At 72.6% G+C, this 15,228-nt stretch carries 12 protein-coding genes; 6 read left to right on the forward strand and 6 right to left on the reverse strand.

Annotated elements, in window-relative coordinates; translation table 11 throughout:
- Nucleotides 1-43 precede the first annotated feature (43 nt).
- From ACZ63J_RS35155 to ACZ63J_RS35165, 3 genes are all read right to left on the reverse strand, one after another.
- Nucleotides 44-856, reverse strand: coding sequence for an LmeA family phospholipid-binding protein (locus tag ACZ63J_RS35155; RefSeq protein WP_465399026.1), 813 nt, complete (start codon nucleotides 854-856; stop codon nucleotides 44-46).
- Nucleotides 857-1,393: 537 nt separating this feature from the next.
- The gene (locus tag ACZ63J_RS35160) at nucleotides 1,394-1,648 is read right to left on the reverse strand and encodes a hypothetical protein (RefSeq protein ID WP_465311469.1); all 255 of its coding nucleotides are present in this window, start codon (nucleotides 1,646-1,648) and stop codon (nucleotides 1,394-1,396) included.
- 871 nt (nucleotides 1,649-2,519) lie between these two features.
- Entirely contained in the window at nucleotides 2,520-3,419 is a 900-nt protein-coding gene (locus ACZ63J_RS35165; protein ID WP_465399027.1) for an ornithine cyclodeaminase family protein, read from the reverse strand.
- Between the two features lie 46 nt (nucleotides 3,420-3,465).
- Between ACZ63J_RS35165 and ACZ63J_RS35170 the strand changes: the two genes are divergently transcribed.
- Genes ACZ63J_RS35170 through ACZ63J_RS35180 form a run of 3 tightly spaced genes read left to right on the forward strand, consistent with a single transcriptional unit; the run spans nucleotide 3,466 to nucleotide 5,416 of the window.
- On the forward strand, nucleotides 3,466-4,074 hold the full coding sequence (locus tag ACZ63J_RS35170; protein WP_465399028.1) for a pentapeptide repeat-containing protein: 609 nt from the start codon (nucleotides 3,466-3,468) through the stop codon (nucleotides 4,072-4,074).
- 29 nt (nucleotides 4,075-4,103) lie between these two features.
- Nucleotides 4,104-4,703: a sulfite oxidase-like oxidoreductase gene (locus ACZ63J_RS35175; RefSeq protein WP_465439761.1), complete on the forward strand. Its 600-nt coding sequence runs from the start codon at nucleotides 4,104-4,106 to the stop codon at nucleotides 4,701-4,703.
- The gene (locus tag ACZ63J_RS35180; RefSeq protein WP_465399029.1) at nucleotides 4,673-5,416 is read left to right on the forward strand and encodes a ferredoxin reductase; all 744 of its coding nucleotides are present in this window, start codon (nucleotides 4,673-4,675) and stop codon (nucleotides 5,414-5,416) included. The genes ACZ63J_RS35175 and ACZ63J_RS35180 overlap by 31 nt, the downstream gene beginning before the upstream one ends.
- 4 nt (nucleotides 5,417-5,420) lie before the next feature.
- Here the strand turns inward: ACZ63J_RS35180 and ACZ63J_RS35185 are convergent, their stop codons facing one another.
- Together ACZ63J_RS35185 and ACZ63J_RS35190 are read right to left on the reverse strand one after the other, a co-directional pair.
- Nucleotides 5,421-8,228 (reverse strand): helix-turn-helix transcriptional regulator, encoded by a 2,808-nt coding sequence (locus tag ACZ63J_RS35185; protein ID WP_465399030.1) that lies wholly within the window; start codon nucleotides 8,226-8,228, stop codon nucleotides 5,421-5,423.
- Entirely contained in the window at nucleotides 8,225-9,352 is a 1,128-nt protein-coding gene (locus ACZ63J_RS35190) for an Hsp70 family protein (RefSeq protein ID WP_465399031.1), read from the reverse strand. Before ACZ63J_RS35190 ends, ACZ63J_RS35185 begins: the two co-directional genes overlap by 4 nt.
- A gap of 302 nt (nucleotides 9,353-9,654) precedes the next feature.
- On the opposite strand from ACZ63J_RS35190, the gene ACZ63J_RS35195 reads away from it, so the two are divergent.
- From ACZ63J_RS35195 to ACZ63J_RS35205, 3 genes are all read left to right on the forward strand, one after another.
- Nucleotides 9,655-10,665: an IniB N-terminal domain-containing protein gene (locus ACZ63J_RS35195; RefSeq protein ID WP_465399032.1), complete on the forward strand. Its 1,011-nt coding sequence runs from the start codon at nucleotides 9,655-9,657 to the stop codon at nucleotides 10,663-10,665.
- A gap of 101 nt (nucleotides 10,666-10,766) precedes the next feature.
- Nucleotides 10,767-12,545, forward strand: coding sequence for a P-loop NTPase family protein (locus tag ACZ63J_RS35200; protein ID WP_465399033.1), 1,779 nt, complete (start codon nucleotides 10,767-10,769; stop codon nucleotides 12,543-12,545).
- Nucleotides 12,542-13,744, forward strand: coding sequence for a GTPase (locus ACZ63J_RS35205; RefSeq protein WP_465399034.1), 1,203 nt, complete (start codon nucleotides 12,542-12,544; stop codon nucleotides 13,742-13,744). Before ACZ63J_RS35200 ends, ACZ63J_RS35205 begins: the two co-directional genes overlap by 4 nt.
- Here the strand turns inward: ACZ63J_RS35205 and ACZ63J_RS35210 are convergent.
- Nucleotides 13,741-15,135 (reverse strand): glycoside hydrolase family 28 protein, encoded by a 1,395-nt coding sequence (locus ACZ63J_RS35210; RefSeq protein ID WP_465399035.1) that lies wholly within the window; start codon nucleotides 15,133-15,135, stop codon nucleotides 13,741-13,743. The two genes, ACZ63J_RS35205 and ACZ63J_RS35210, sit on opposite strands and share 4 nt — an antisense overlap.
- Nucleotides 15,136-15,228: the final 93 nt, after the last annotated feature.

Below are 15,228 nucleotides of genomic sequence, written 5' to 3' on the forward strand. Positions count from 1 at the left end.
TTCGAGTAGCGTGGTCGGTGTCCGGCTCACCAGGGAGGGGAAGTCATGAACGCGCACCGAGGTTCGGCAGGGTCAGGGTCATCGCTGCGGTGGTCAGCCAGCTCAGCAGGTCCGGCAGGGGAATGCGGGAAAGCCGTTCCGGCCATTCCTCCGCCACGGTGTGCAACACGAGCTCGTCGTGCCGTGGCTCGACCTTCGTCAGCTTTATGCCCGGCGGAAGTTCCGGCAGGGGCAGCACGATGGGCCGGAAGCGCTTCGGCGGGCGGAGCTCCCGCTGTCCGATGTGGAGGGTCCGGGGCACGAGCACCACGGCGTCGTCGGCCACCTGTGCTTCGAGGGTCAGGTAACCCCACTGCGGCCGCTTGGCCCAGTGGATCTGGAGCAGTCCGCTGTCCGCCGGAGCGGCCACGATCCCGGGGCGCACCTTCGCCACCCGTTCGCGCAGCACGTCCGCGGACACGGCGATCCGCAGTTCCACGCGGGCGGGCTTGGCGGCCGGCGTCGGCAGGGAGCGGAGCCGGACGTCTTCGGCGAGCACGGTGACCCGGCGCAGCGGAATACTGCCACCATCGGGCTCGGGCCAGTCGACGTCCTCGGCGACGATCCGGACGTCACCGACCCGGCCGGTGGCCAGCCGGAGGCTGTCGGCGGGGTAGTCGAGTTCGGTGAGGGTGAGGCCGACCTCCCGGTCGTCCACCTTCGCGGTCAGCCGCCGCCCGACAAGCTGTTCGGTGACGGTCCGCACCAAGGCGGCGGGCGTGACGGGAACGTTCGGAAAAAGCGAACGCCCGGCCGCGGCCAGCCCAGCCAGCTCAGGCCAGGGCGACCAGCCTTCGAACCACCTGCCGTCGCTCATCTGTCCAGTGTCGCCGAAAGCCACCCCCAACCGCGACGCCGGGTGTCCCGCCGTCAGTCGCCGCCCGACGAGTCGGAACGCTCCAGCCACGTGTCGAACCCACCTGCCATCGCTGACCGGCGTGGTATCGCCAAAGAACACCGCGGTTGGCCGCGACGGGTGGTCCGTCGTCGGTCACCCGCCCAGCGACGTGGGTGACGACGAGTCGGAACGCTCCAGCCACATGTCGGCCCCACCTGCCATCGCTGAACCGGCGTGGTATCGCCACAGAACACTGCGGTTGGCCGCGGCGGGTGGTCCGTCGTCGGTCACCGTCCGGCGAAGCGGGCGGCGGACATGCGTCGAACCACCCGCCGTCGCCGACCGGCTGGGGTGTCGCTGCAGGACACCGCGGACGGCAACGGCAGGTGGTCTGTCACGACCAGCCAGAACACAACGGCCAGGGGCAACCATGTGTCGGACCACCTGCCGTCGCCGACCGGCTGAGGTGTCGCTGCAGGACACCGCAGACGGAAACGGCAGGTGGTCGGTCGTCGGTCACCGCCCGGCGAAGCGGGCGATGATGCCGGTCACGACCAGCCAGAACACCGCAGCCAGACCGAAGTCGAGGATGACGGCCAGGCTGGGGCTGTCCACCGGGAACAGGCCCGGCCAGAACAAGGCGAGAGGAACAGCAAGCGACTTGATGAAGGCGAAGAAGGCGTTGCCGGCGTTGGCACCGGCGAGCACCATGATCATGTAAAGGACTTCGATCCCCGCGAAGATCGCGCCGATCGCCGTGATGACCCGCACGGCCGTGTTCCGTCTGGTGGTGGTTCGCCAAGGAGACATGCCCGCAAAATTCCCGGATCGGGTGACCGATCAAACGCTTCAAGCCCGAGATTGCGCCGTTCGGCCGCTCCCGTTGCTCTCCGCCACCCCTCCACCACACCCCGCACACCCCCTCCGCCACCCCTTCCATCCCCTCCCGCCCTCACCCCACCCACCACTCCCCAAACCCGCCCAACCAGCCGTGTCGACCCTCCAATCACGTGCGTCGACGCTCCAGTCACGCGTGTCGACCCTTCAATCACGCGTGTCGTCCCTCCAATCACAGGTGTCGGCTCCTCGATCACGTGTGATGCCCCTCCAGTCACGCGTGATGCCCGCCTAATCACGGCTGGTGCCCTCCCAGTCACGTGTGATGCCCGCTCAGTCACGGTCGATGCCCACATGATCCGGTGAGTTTCGGCTCCAATCACGCGAATCCCGGCCCCAAGCACGCGAGTCGCGGCCCCGAACACGCGAGGTACGACTTCAGTCACGCGAGTTCCGGCCTCAATCACGCGAGTCACGGCTGCAACCACGCGAACTCTGGCCCCGATCACGCGAGTTCGGGCCTCGGCTGCGCGAGTTCCAAGCTCGTCCGCGCGGACCGCCCCGCCCGAATCGGCCGATCGCCACGCTCGCGGCAACGGCAACCGGGCGACCGGCCGAGCGAGCGGTCCGGCCCCGTGAGCGCGACCCCACCGCCGGAGGCCTGCCCGGCCGGGCTCAACCAGCTTGCGCGGTCGCGAGCTCGGCGAGACGGCTCCCGACCGGATCGGCCAATCGCGAGCCGCAGGGCGCAGCGGCGCGAGCCGCAGCGGCGCGAGCCGCCCCGCGAGACCCAACCGCCCACCACCTACTCGCCCGCAGCCCCCAGCAACCGAGCCACAGCCCAGTCCTGCACAGCAAGCCCCACAGACTTGAAAACCGTCCGCCCACTCACCTCCGGCGGCGCCCCCAACGCATCACCAAGCTCAACCAAATCCCCCCGAGAAAGAAGCCCCGTATCCACCGCATGAATCACCTCACCGGCCTCCTCAAGCACAGCCCCCACCTGATCCACCACCACACACCCCGCGGTGGCCAACAACTCCGCAGGAAGCTCCCGCATGGAAGGCAGATAAGACCCGATCGCATTGACATGAACCCGCTCAGGCAAAGCATCCATAGCAAAAAGAGGCACCGAAGAAGACGTAGCACAACAAACGATCTCAGCATCCGACACAGCATCCGACGCGGAAGAAGCAACCCGCACCGCCAAAGCAGGAAACTCCGAACCCAACCGACCCGCAAAAGCCCGCGCCCGAGCCAAATCTCGCCCATACACCGCCACCCGATCCGCCGGACGGACCGCCATCACCGCACGGACCTGGTCCGCCGCCTGGGCCCCAGTACCCAGCAGCGCAAGCCGATGCGCCTCCGGCGGTGCCAACAGATCGGTCGCGACGCCCGAAGCCGCGCCCGTGCGCAGCGTCGTCACCTCGATCGCGTCCGCGACGACCTGGCCCTCGGCCGTGTTCCACACCAGCGTGCCCAGGATCATCGGGGCACGACCGGGGACCAGGCTGAGGGTCTTGACGACCGTGGTCGACGTCGGGGTGTGGCAGGCGCTCATCACCAACGTCGTGCCGCTGCCGAAAGACAACCGTTGGGGCACCTCGAAACGGCCGGCAGCGAGGTCGACGAACGCCTCGCGCACCGCCTCGACCGCGGCGGGCATCGGTACGGCGGCCCGGACGGCCTGGGCGTCGAGCATGCGCGGGGTCCCTTCGGGAGCGGGCATCTGCCGCTAGCCTGGCGGGGTGCCCGAAGCCACGCAAGATCCCGTCGAGGAGCAGCGGTTCGTCCGCGACGACCGGTACGGGGAGGAGATCACCGGGCGGCACTACGTGCGGTGCGAGTTCCTCGAGGTCGACTTTTCGGAGGCGGTCACCCGGAACTCGGTGTTCACCGACTGCACCTTCGGCAACGTCCGCTTCAACGCGTCCCGGCACGTGGACACGGCCTTCACCGGCTGCTCCTTCAAACGGTGCAACTTCTTCGACGCCGAGTTCACCGGGTGCAAGCTCGTCGGCGCGACGTTCGGCGAGTGCGAGCTGCGTCCGCTGCGGGTCACCGGGGGCGACTGGTCGTTCGCCGGGCTGCCGGGCGCCGACCTGCGGGCGGCCGCCTTCCACCAGGTGCGGATGCGGGAGGCCGACCTCACCGGGGCGAACTGCGCCGACGCCGTGTTCGCCGACGTCGACCTGTCCGGGGCGATGCTGCACGCCGTCAAGCTGGCTCGTGCCGACCTGCGGGGCAGTGACCTTTCGGCGCTCGATCCGGTGAACGCCGACCTGGCCGGCGCCATCGTGTCACCCGAACAGGCTGCGGTGCTCGTCACGTCGCTCGGGCTGCACGTCCGGGCGTAGGCTGCCGCAGAAGGCAGTGAGGAGGCCGCATGGGCTTCGTGACACCGGGTTTCCGCGGCCGCGCCCGCAGCGGCAACCCGCGCCTGCCACCCGGGCAGTACCTGGCCGAGGACTTCCCCGTGCTCTCCGCGGGGCCGACGCCGCGCGTGCGCACCGAGACGTGGGAGTTCACCGTCACCACCGAGACCGGGGAAAAGCACGCCTGGAGCTGGGCCGAGCTGATGGCCCTGCCGAGTGAGAAGCCCACTGTGGACATCCACTGCGTCACCCAGTGGTCCAAACTGGACACCCGGTGGCGCGGCGTCGCGGTGGACACGCTCGTCGGCGGGCTCGACACGATGGCCGACTACGTCATGGTGCACTCCTACGGTGGGTACACCACGAACCTGCCGCTGGCCGACCTGCTCGACGGCCAGGCCTGGATCGCCTACGAGTACGCGGGCAAGCCACTGACACCCGAGCACGGCGGCCCGGCGCGGCTGCTCGTGCCGCACCTGTACTTCTGGAAGTCGGCGAAGTGGGTGCGCGGGCTCGAGCTGAAGTCCCGGGACGAGCCGGGTTTCTGGGAGAACGTCGGTTACCACGACTACGGGGATCCATGGCGCGAACAGCGGTATCAGGGCGACTAGCCTGGCGGGTCGCCCGCCTGGCCGGCTTCCGCGACGAGACGCCGACGGCCCGCACGCTCCTCTTCGACCTGCCCGGCTGGCCGGGGCACCTCGCGGGGCAGCACGTCGACGTCCGGCTCACCGCCGCCGACGGCTACCGCGCGCAGCGCAGCTACTCGCTCGCCGCGCCCGCCGATGGTGACCGGGTCGAAATCACCGTGCAGCGCGTCGCCGACGGCGAAGTCTCCGAGCATCTCACCGGGCCGTACGCGGTCGGGGACCCGATCGAGATCCGCGGGCCGGTCGGCGGCTGGTTCGTCTGGCGGCCGACGGACCCGGCGCCGGTGCTGCTCGTCGCCGGCGGTTCGGGCATCGTGCCGCTGATGGCGATGGTCCGCGCCCGGCGCGCGGCCGGCGTCCGCACCCCGTTCAAGCTGATCTACTCGCTGCGCACCCCGGCCGAGCAGTACTACGCCGACGAGCTGCGGACGCCGGTCGCGGGCCTCGACGTCACGTACGTCTACACGCGCGAGCTGCCCGAAGGCCGGCCGGGCATTCCGCGACGCATCGACGTCGCCACGCTCAACACCGCGGGCTGGCCGGCCGAGTTCGGCGCGTCGTCCTTCGTCTGCGGCCCGACGGGTTTTGTCGAGACGGTCGCGGACATCCTGGTCGCCCTCGGCCACGACCCGCACCGCATCCGCACGGAACGGTTCGGGCCCAGCCGCGACTGACGGGCTACTGCGCCTCGGGCCGGGACAGGAGCTCACGGAGCGTCGAGAGCAGCTCGCGCCGGTCCGCCGCGCCGAGCTTGCCGCGGATGCGGGCCATGTGGTGCTCGACCGTCTTGCCCGAGATGAACAGCTTGCTGCCCGCCTGCTTGTAGGTCAGCCCGTCGACGACCAGCCGCGCCACTTCGAGCTCGCGCTCGCTCAGCGCCGCCAGCCCGGTGCCGGCCGCCGCGGGCTCGGTGGTGCCGGCGTCGCGGCGGGCGGCCGTGCCCTGGAACTGGCGGGCCGCCTCCAGGAGCTGGACCATCGCCTTGCGGTCGGACGTCCGGATCGCCGCCTGGCCCGCGAGCCTCGATGCGTCCCAGCGCAGCCCGAGCTCGTGCAGCTCCGCGGCCGCGGCGGAGATCGTGTCGGGGGCGAACGCGCCGCCCAGCACCGCCAGCCAGCCCTCGGCCGCCGTTGCCAGCGCGCTGGGGTGACGGCCGCAGTGGGCGTGTGTGGTCAACGTCGCCAGGTGCGCCTTCGCCGCTTCCGTGTCTTCCAGCGCGATCGCCGCGTGCAGCTCGTGCCAGACGAGCGAGACCGTCCACAGTGGAGGCTCGCCGAGGCGGGCCAGTAGGCCGTGGGCGCGTTCCAGCTGGCCGGCCAGCTTGGCGTACGCGCCGGTGCGGGCCGCCGCGATCACCAGCTCACCCAGCGGCAGCAGCGTGAAGAGGTCGACCTGCTGCCGCATCGACGCCTGGTAGGCGCGGTTCCACGACCGTTGCAGCCCGACGAGGTCACTGGCCCGCCGAGCGAGGCCGAGCTCCAGGGTTGCGAAGAACAGCTCGTCGCGCGCTTCGAGGCGATGACCGGCGACGGCATCGCGGTGTTCGGCGGCTTTGGCGAGGTCGCCGGCGGTCATCGCGACCCAGCCGAGCAGCAGCCGGTGCCGCACGGCGAGCAGGTCCCCGCCGGTCCGCCCGGCCAAGGCCCGGCTCAGCACGGACTCGGCCAGCGCCAGTTCACCGGTGTGCACGGCGGCGAGCGCGGCCAGGGCGGCCGGGCTGTCGGGCAGCAGGGTGCCGCCGAGGGCGGGTTCCAGCATGGTGGCGGCGCCGAGCAGGGTGGACAACGTCTCGGTCGCGCAGCCGGCCACGGAGTCCGCGATGCCGCTGGCCATCCGGGTCGCGGCACCGGCGAACAAGGTCGGCGCGACGCCGGGGGCGGGGGAGTCCAGCAGCCGCCGGGCGCCGTCGAGGTCGCCGGTCCCGACGAGAGCGATGGCCGCGAAGGCATCGGCCCCGGCCCAGGAGGCCGTACCGATCCGCCCGGGGGCGGCACCGTCGGCGCCGCGGGAAGCCCAGGTGGTCCCGCCGATCCGCCCGGGGGCGGCGCCGTCGGCGCCGCGGGAGGCCCAGGTGGTCCCGCCGATCCGCCCGGGGGCGGCACCGTCGGCGCCGCGGGAGGCCCAGGTGGTCCCGCCGATCCGGCCAGGGGCGGCACCGTCCGCGCCGCGGGAGGCCCAGGTGGTCCCGCCGCGGCCGGAAGCGTCAGTGCCGTGGGAGCCCCAGGTGGCCTCGCCGATCCGGCCGGAGGCGGCACCGTCCGCGCCGTGGGAGCCCCAGGCCGCGCCGGTCTGGCCAGGGGCGACCCCGCCCGCGCCACCGAAAGCGGCTTGGTCGGCAGCAGCGCCACCGCGAGCGGCACCGCCGCCGCCAACAGGGTCGATCGTGCGTGAAGCCCAGTGGTACAGCTCCGCACTCCGCGCCAGCTCCCCGCGATGCGCCAGCACCGTCGCAGCGATCGCCGCTCCGGCCGCGCGGGTCTCCGCGTCCTCCGCACCAAGCATTCCGTCGCCCAGCCGCAACGCCGTGTCGAGATCGCCCGACAACGCCGCCGCGCGGGCCCAGCCCGCCGTGACCACCGAAGACCGGTCACCCGCTTCGGCCGCCGCTTCGAACAGCTGCGTCGCCAGCCGCGCGTCGGTTGGCAATGCCTCTCCCGCTGCCGCGGCGAACGCGGCCGCCGCGGATGCGCCGGAACTTCCGGTCCCCAGCAGCGACCGTGCCAGGTCGAGCACCGGGAGCCCGTTCGCCAGCTGCAGCTCGACCAGCCGCTGCACCGTCGTCAACCGGCGCGCAGGCGGTCCGAAGTCGCGGACGGCCGCCTCGGCCAGGGGCAGCAGCGTGTCGTCCGGGGCGAGCAGGCCGGTCGCGCGGGCGCCGTCGACGATCGCGGGGAGCTCGTCGGGGCCGCGGTCCAGCAGCGCGCACAGCAGGTCGAGGTTGCGGCCCGCGCCCGCCTCGGCCGCGATCAGGTAGCGCAGGACGTCGTCGTCCAGTTCGTCGAGCTCGGGCCGGAACTCCTCCAGCCGGCCGAGCAGCGCGCGCTCGGCCAGCCGCGGCACACCGCCGCTGCGGGTGTGCAGTTCGGCCGCCGCCGTGGGGTCGGTGGGGGAGCCCGTCAGGGCCGCGCTCAGCTCGGCGATCTCGTCGACGCCGAGCGGGCCGAGCTGCAGCAGCGTCCAGCCGGGCGCCACCGCGGCCGGCCGGTGCGCGACGACGATCGGCCCGTCCGCGCCGGCGAGCAGCTCCTCGAGCTGGTCGGGGCCGAGCCGGTCGGCGTCGTCGACGAGCAGGGCGTGGACGCCGGCTTCGCGGAACCGGCGGTCGAGCGCGGCGAGCAGCACGCTCTTGCCGTACCCGCCCGGCGCGACGACGGCGAGCCGCAGCGGCGCGGCCGGGTCGGCCGCGACCTGGTCGAGCAGCTGCCGGGCCGCCGGGTGCACGGGGACGGTGCGAAGCGCGGAGACCTGCGTGAGCAGTGTGTTCAACAGTGACCTTCACCGGAGGGGGCGCCGGGGGCGCAGTGGCTCGGGGCGGGGGAGGTGTCGGGGCCGGCGGTGGCTTCGCGGGCGGTGAGGGTGATCAGCACGGCCGAGACGGCCGCGGCGAGCACGAGGATCGCGGCGGCGAGGGGACGCCGCCGCCGGAACAGGTTCAGCGGGCTGGTGCGCTCGGGCAGCTCGAACGGCGTGATGTCGACCGGCGGCCGGGGCGGCCGGTCGCCGAGCTCACTGAGCGTGTCCACCTGGGGGAGCAGGGTCGTCTCGACGGCGGGGGGCTCCTGCGGGGTGACGCGGTGGTCGGCGCGCAGCGCCGCGAGGGCGGCGGCGCCGAGCGCGGTGGTCGCCGGCGGAACCGGTCCCGCGAACATCGGGCACGGCGGCCGGGCCGGCAGCGCGTGCGGCGGGACGTCGCCGCAGAACACCACGCCGGCGAGCCCCTTCGGCGACGTCGACGCCGCGCCCGCGAGGGCGAACAGCGTGCTGAGCGCCGCGGCGGGGGCGACGCCTTCCGAGGTGGCGCCTGGCTGCCAGCCGCCCGCGCCGGCGGCCGTGGCCAGCGTCACGTGCACGCCGTCGGCGCCGAACTCGCAGACCCCGGCGAACTGCGCGCCGGGTCCGGGGACGGGCAGGTGCGCGCCGAGCGCGGCGATCGAGCCGGGGACCAGCGTCACCGCGGTGAACCCGGCGTCGGCCAGTGCCCGCCGCAGCACGTCACGGCGGTAGGTGCCCCAGTCCCCGGGGTGGGTCAGCACCAGGTGGCGCGGGGGGCCGCCGAACAGGTTCGCGGCGTGCTCGGCGATGCCTTCGACGAGCACTGTGGTCAACGTCTCGGGCGGGAACGCCTCGCCTTCGACGAGCATCGGCACGTCGTCGCCGATCCGCCGGTGGAAGCCGGTGAGCAGCCGGGACGGCACCCGGGCGCCCGCCTGCGCGGCCGCGTCGCCGGTGAGCAGGTACCCCTCGTCGTCGAGGAACAGCGCGGTCGCCGCGGCGGGGGACCGCTCACCCAGCCAGAGGGGTTCGGGGTCGCCCCAGCCGGGGCCGCGGCGGCGGCACGTCGCGGCGTGGGTCCGCCCTTGTGCCACATCGATCCCGAGGACGTAGGACAACGGCGCTTCCTCCTCACCTCGCAGGGCCGATCAGGGGATCGAAATCCCCCTAGGGCTCGGGGCATCCTCACCCAAACGGGTTAGTCAAGCAAGTGGTTGGAAGGATTTAATCCAACTGAGTGCGTCTCGGATGAGCCCCTAACTCCCTAACGATGACATATCGATCCCCTATCGGCTGACCGGCCTGCGACTCGGAGTGATCCCCGATGTGCGTGGGGGGACCCGCTCCCTAACTTGATGTCGGAGCACCGGTCCTTGCGGCCGATGCCGTCCCCCGAACCACCGGACCAGGAGAAAACCCCATGGACTCCGTGCAGACGTTGCACGACTTCGCCCTGAACCTGCTCAACGACCCGACCGCGCTCGCGGCCTTCGGGACGGACCCGCAGGGCGCCCTCGCTGCCGCCGGTCTCGGCGACGTCAGCGCCGCCGACGTGCACGAGGTCATCCCGCTGGTGCTCGACTTCGTGCCGGTCGACAGCCTTCCCGCCGTCGGTGGCCTCCCGGTCGTCGGCGACCTGTCCCCGGTGGGCACCGACGCCACCGGCATCCAGGGCGCGATCGACCAGCTCACCGCCCTCACCTCGGGCCTCGGCCTGCCGGCCGCCACGCTGCCGGGCGTCGGCGACCTCGGCGTCGGCGAGCTCCCCGTCGCGGGCGAGCTCCCGGTCGCGGGCAACCTCGGCTCGCTGCCGGGCGTCAACGACATCACCAACGCGGGCAACGTCACCGCGCTGGCCGGCAACGTGACCAGCGTCATCGTCGGCGGCGACCTGGCCGGTGGCCTGGACTCGACCGCGCTGACCAACCTCACCGCGGCCCCGGGCTACCTGACCGACAACGAGACCGGCGTGGTCGCCGGCGCCGTCGACCAGACCACGCACGTCGCGGCCTTCGGCACCGCCGAGACCCAGCAGGCCCTCGCGATCTCCAACGCCGAGGTCCACGACGTCACCGCCAACGTCGGCGACGTGACCGGCAACCTCGGGGTCGGCGACACCGTGAGCGGCCTCACCGGCCACATCGGCGACTTCGGCGGCATCCTCCAGGGCGCCGGCGACGTCACGACCCACTCCGGTGGCGCGCACCACGGTGGCGGCCACGGCCCGCTGGGCGAGGTCACCAACGTCGTGACGAACGCCACCGGGATCAACGTCGAGCACGACGTGACCGGCGCCGTCGGCGACATCGCCAGCAACAACGGGTCGGCCGTCCACGACGTGGTCTCCGACGTGTCGGACGTCAGCCACAACGCGCTGGGCAACCTGCACATCGGTGACATCGCGTCGAACGACATCCACCTCGGGCACTGATCCCCGAACGGTTCGCCGGTGCCCGTCCCGCGGTCTGGGTGCAGCCGCGGGACGGGCACCCGGTGTGCGCACGGGGAGTAAACCGGGGACACTCGTCCCTCGTGACCGCCCCGGCTTGGCTCGAAGTGCTCAACGAGACCCTGGACGCGTGCCGCACGCACGGCCGCGCCGATCTCGCCGAGCGCCTGCGCAGACGCCGCGACGCCCCCGTGGGGCAGATCCGGCTCGGTGTGCTCGGCTTTCCCAAGCAGGGCAAGGGCTACCTGCTCAACGCCGTGCTGAACGCGCCGGTGTGCGCGGTCGGCGACGCCGCGACCCCCGCCGTGCCCACCGAGATCGCCTACTCCGCCGAACCCGCCGCCACGCTGGTCGGCCGCTCCCGCGAACGGATCCCCGTCGCGGTGGAACGGCTCACCGGTGAGCTCGGCGCCCGGCCCGCCGGCACGCTCACCCGCGTCGAAGTCGGGGTGCCGCGGGAGCTGCTGTCCGCCGGGCTTGTGCTCATCGACACCCCGCCGGTGGGCGACCCGCGCTCACCACGCACCGCCGCCGCCCTCGAGCTGCTCGACGAGGCGGACGCGGTGATCATCGTCTCCGACGCGACCGCGCCGCTGAGCGCCGCCGAGCTCGCGCTGGCGCGCCATGTGCGTACTTGGTGCCCCCATGTCGTGCTGGCGCTCACCAAGATCGACTCCTGCCCGGGGTGGCGCGCGGTCGCCGAACGCGATCGCGCGATGCTCGCCGAAGCGGGCATCGACGCGCCCGTTCTGCCGGTTTCGGCCGTGGTGCGCCAAGCCGCCGCGAAGGCGGGTGACGCGGATCTCAACGCCCGCTCGGGCTTCCCGGAGCTGCTCACCTGGATCGCCGAGCAGGCCGCGCGGCCGCAGGAGCAGTCCCGCGCGCTGCTCGCCGCGGTAGGCGTGCGCGCCGCCGCCGCGGAGCTCGTGGAGTCGTTGCGCGACCGCGTCGAGTCGGCGGGGCAGGACGCCGGGCTCGGCCAGGCCGCGCTGCTGCAGCGGGCGCAACGCCGGGCGGACGACCTGCGCCGGCAGAACACCCGGTGGCAGAACCTGCTTTCCGACGAGGTCACCGACCTGCTGTCGGACGCCGAGTACGACCTGCGCGAGCGGACCCGCAAGATCGTCAACACCATCGACCAGACCTTCGACGAGGGTGACCCGGCGAAGGTCTGGGAAGACTTCTCGGCGTGGCTGGACGACTCGCTCGCCGACGCCGTCGAGACGAACTACTCGTGGCTGGCCGACCGGGCGGAGTGGATCGCGCAGGCCACCGCGGCGTGCTTCGGCGCCCAGTACGACCAGGCGCTGCCCGACCTGCGGCTCGACGGCTCGGGCGTGGAAAGCCTCGACGACGTCCGGCGGCCGAAGATCGAGAAGTTCAAGATCGGCCAGCAGGCGTTCACCGGGTTGCGCGGGTCCTACGGCGGTGTGCTGATGTTCGGCCTGGTCACCAGCCTCGCCGGGCTGCCGCTGATCAACCCGGTCTCGATCGGCGCGGGCGCCGCGTTCGCCTTCAAGACGATCAAGGACGAGGGCGGCATGCGGCTGCAGCGCCGCCAGGCCGTCGCCAAGCAGGCGGCGCAGCGGCACGTCGACGACGTCTTCATCCGGTTCAGCAAGGAATGCCGGGACGCGATCCGCGTGGTCCAGCGGCGGCTGCGCGACCACTTCACCGGGCTGGCCGAAGAGCTCGCCGACGAGCTGACGCGCGAACGGGAGACGATCCTGGCCGGCACCGCCGAGCGCGAGCGCCGGACCGTCCACATCAGACGCGAGATCGACCGGCTCGCCGGCCTGCACCAGCGCGCGGGCGAGCTCGGCACCCTGGCGGGCCGGCAGCGCCGGGAGCTTTCGGCGTGACCCAGGACGTCCGCGACCTCCTCGCCGCCGCGGCCGGGCTCTACCGGGACGACCCGCGCGCTTCGGCCCTCCTGCACGACTGCATGGATCGCCTGGAGCAGCCGCTGCGCGTCGGGTTCACCGGGGCACCGTCGTCGGGGAAGACGACGCTCGCCGCGGCGCTGGGCGAATGGCCGACCCGGGCGCTGCGCGACCTCGTGCTGCTGGACGACCCCGGGCCGGGGGACGACCTCCCGGACGCGACGGTCCGGCTGGTGCGCCACCTCGAACCGGACGAGCTCGCGGCGGCCCACCCGCCGGGCGGCTCGGCGTTCGCGCGGCAGAGCGCGGTCAACTCGGTGCTGGTGCTGTCGCGGGCCGACGAGGTCGGCGCGGGCCGCATCGACGCGTTGCTGACGGCGAAGCAGCTGGCGCGGCGGGCCTGGCGCGAAGACCCGCTGTGCACGGGTTTCCTCGGCGTGATCGCGGTCGCCGGGCAGCTGGCCTACGGCGGCCGGTCCCTGCGTGACGACGAGTTCGACCTCCTGGCGGCGTTCGCCGCGGTGCCGCGCGAAGAGCTGGAACGGCACGTGCTTTCGGTGGACTCGTTCACCGACCCGGCGTTCCCCGGCCCGATCCCGGTCGAGACGCGGCGGTCGCTGGTGGTGCGCTTCGGGATGTTCGGCGTCCGCCTGGCGCTGACGCTGATCCGCACCGGCTGCGACGACCGTGTCAAGCTCTCGGCGGAGCTGGTCCGCCGCAGCGGTCTCGGCGAGCTGAGGGACACGCTCGCGGGTTGTTTCGTCGCGCGGTCCGAGGCGTTGAAGGCCCGCACGGCGATCATCCGGCTGGAGGCGCTGCTGGCCGCCCAGCCCCGCCCGGGCGGCGACCGCCTGGTGTCCCGCGTCGAGCGGTTCGCCGCGGCCGCGCACGACTTCCGCGAGCTGCGCCTGATCGCCGACATCCGCGGCGGCCGCACGGCGCTGTCCGGCGACCCCGCGGAGGAGGCGGTCCGGCTGCTGGGCGCCCAGGGCACGGCCCCGGCCGACCGCCTGGGCCTGGAGCCGGACGCGGACCCGGGCGACATCTACGACGCGGGCCTGGACGCGCTGCGGCGGTGGCGGCACGAGGCGGAGCGCCCGGACCGCCCGCACGCCGAGCGGACCGCGGCGCACGTGGTGGTGCGGTCGGCGGAAGGGCTGCTGGCGTTGTTCGGCTAGACCGGCTCGCCGTTCACCGTGACGTTCGTGAGCGTCACGTCCCGGGCGTTGCTGATCTGCGGCGCCGGGGTGTCGATGTTCGTGAACGTGCTGTCGCTCAACCGGAACCCGGTGAGGGGACTCTCCGCCGCGCCGCTGATCTTCAGCGCGAACGGCGAGTCGTCGAGGTGGACGTCGCTGATCGTGATGTCGCGGATCACCGGCTGCACGATCGGGCCGTGGCCCGGGCCGGTGAGGCTGTAGTTCATGTCGACGAAGATGCCGCCGCGGTCGACCGGGCCGCCGGTCAGGCGGCGCACGTGGATGTCCGAGATGACCCCGCCGCGGCGCGGGTTCGTCTTGAGGTAGACGCCGTAGAACGACTTGTACGACGATCCGGCGTGGATCCGGTTGTCCTGCGCGAAGACGTTGCGCACACCGCCGGACATCTCGCTGCCGACCGTGATCGCGCCCCAGCGGCCGTAGTAGTCGTTGTCCTCGATGACGATGTCCTCGCTCGGCACGCCGACCCGGCGGCCGTCGGTGTCGCGGCCGGACTTGATCACCGTGCCGTCGTCGCCGGTGTCGAAGGAACAGCCGTGGACGTGCACGTCCGCGCTGCTCTCCGGGTCGACGCCGTCGACCATCGCGCCGCGCGAGTAGATCGTGACGTTCCGGACCGTGACGTTGCGGCACAGCACCGGGTGCACGGTCCACATCGCCGGGTTGCGCAGCGAGACGTCGGCCACCAGCACGTTGCGGCAGCGGTAGAACTGGATCATGTTCGGCTTGAGGAAGTGCTTGTCGCCGAAGACCCGCCGCGCGGGCGGCACGCCGTCGACCGCCTGCTGCTGCAGCACTTCCCAGTCCGGGCCACGCTGGCCGTCGAAGTCGAACCACGGCCCGGCCGCGGCGTTGCCGTCGATGGTGCCCGGGCCGGTGACCGCGACGTCGGTCTGGTCGATCGCGTAGATGAACGGCGAGTAGTTGAGGCATTCGATGCCCTGCCAGCGGGTGAACACCACCGGGAGGTAGGACGCCGCGTCGCTGCGGAACCGGATGGTCCCCACCACGTGCAGCTCCACTTTGGACAGCAGGTGGATCTTGCCGGTGCGGAACGTCCCCGCGGGCACCAGCACCCGGCCGCCGCCGGCGGCGTGGCACGCGCTGATCGCCGCCTTGAACGCCGGGGTGCAGTCGGTGGTGTTGTCGCCGACGGCGCCGTACTTGCGGATGTCGAAGACGCGGCAGGGGAACACCGGGGGCCGCACCCGGCTCAGGATGACCGGCACCCGCGCCCACGGGTCCTCGGCGGCGCTCGCGCCCGCCGGGCCGAACACCGCGCCGGCGGCCAGCAGCCCGCCCGCCGCGCCCGCGACCTTCAGGAACTCACGCCGAGTGCTGCCCGTCATCCGAAGCCTCCTCGCACACCACCGTCATACATCATGTACAGCATGCGATATTCCGACACGACGGTCAAAAAGTGTGCCGGTGACCGGTATTGA

It is taken from the genome of Amycolatopsis sp. NPDC104863 (assembly GCF_055582965.1).